Raw genomic sequence first — 1,146 nt, 5'->3', positions numbered from 1 at the left:
TAATGAGTACGAAATCTTTTGTGATCTAAGAGATATAGTGAGGTAATGGAACGCTCGCGCCGAATAGATATCAAGCATCACCTATCCGAAGAGGAGATCGATGAGCTGCTGCGTGAAGCCGAAGACAAGCATCGACGTCGGCGGTTAGGCTTTCTGAAGAACCTCTATCGAGGCGATTCAATTCCGGAAGCTGCTGACCGAGAAGGCATGTCAGCAACAACGGGTGGTCGCTGGGCTGATGCGTGGAATGACGGCGGTCTCGAGGCCCTCCTGCCGAGTTTCGGGGGCGGACGGCCCCCGAAACTCGACGAGGACGAGCAGGAAGAGTTGGTTGAGATGCTTCGTGACGGCCAGCCCTGGAAATCACAGGAGATTCAGCACCTTCTCCAAGAAGAATTCGGCGTTACGTACAGCCCGAATTATCTCGGTACCTTTCTTCGGAATCTTGGTCTCTCGTACGCGAAACCACGGCCAAAACGGCCACACCAGCCGGAAAACCCAGACGAAATTCTCGAAGAGCGCGTCGAGGACGCGCTCGACGAGGACGAGCAGCCACACAACAAACGCAAGGGTGAAGATGAGGAGGGCTGGGTTGTTGACGATGATGTCTGTACCGACGGTGGAACCGTTCTGGGCTTCTTTGATGCGTCAAAACCACAGCCGTACGATAATTCGCGCCGAGTGTGGTACGTCGATGATCCGCACATCGAACGGCCATTAGTCAAAATAAAGGAGTCGGCTGTCGGGTTCTACGCTCTCAATGGTGAGAGCCTCGTCACGTTCAAAGAAACCGAGGAAAAAGAGAAGATTTGCGAGGTCTTGGAGGAGATCCGCGAGCAGAATCCCGGCAAGCGGATTCTGCTCGTCTTGGACAAGCACGGGTCTCATGTGTGTAAGCACACGCGCAAGCGTGCACATGAACTTGGGATCGATCTAATCTTTCTCCCGACGAGCTCACCCCATCTTAATCCAATCGAGAAGGTCTGGGACTATCTCAAATGGACGATGTGTCCGATTATCGTCGAGGACGTAGCGGAGTTCAAAGACCTCGTTCAGGAGACGTTCGAACAAATCACAGAACGAGTTAGCTTCGCAAAGAAGTGGTGTCAGAACTTCCTTAACTTTCAAAAATTATCTTAGTCATTA

1 protein-coding gene is annotated in these 1,146 nt (G+C 52.4%); it reads left to right on the top strand.

The window, feature by feature from the left end:
* Positions 1-45: 45 nt before the first annotated feature.
* Positions 46-1,140 (top strand): IS630 family transposase, encoded by a 1,095-nt coding sequence (locus ACNS88_RS17580; RefSeq protein WP_435100642.1) that lies wholly within the window; start codon positions 46-48, stop codon positions 1,138-1,140.
* Positions 1,141-1,146: the final 6 nt, after the last annotated feature.

It is taken from the genome of Halorubrum shenae (genome assembly GCF_051194165.1).
Taxonomy (GTDB): domain Archaea; phylum Halobacteriota; class Halobacteria; order Halobacteriales; family Haloferacaceae; genus Halorubrum.
Note: the sequence above shows the minus strand (reverse complement) of the source record. Positions and strands in the feature narration are given on the sequence as shown.

Excerpts from the sequence above, each read along its gene's own strand:
- ACNS88_RS17580 (WP_435100642.1), top strand. The coding sequence starts at position 46 with ATGGAACGCTCGCGCCGAATAGATATCAAGCATCACCTATCCGAAGAG.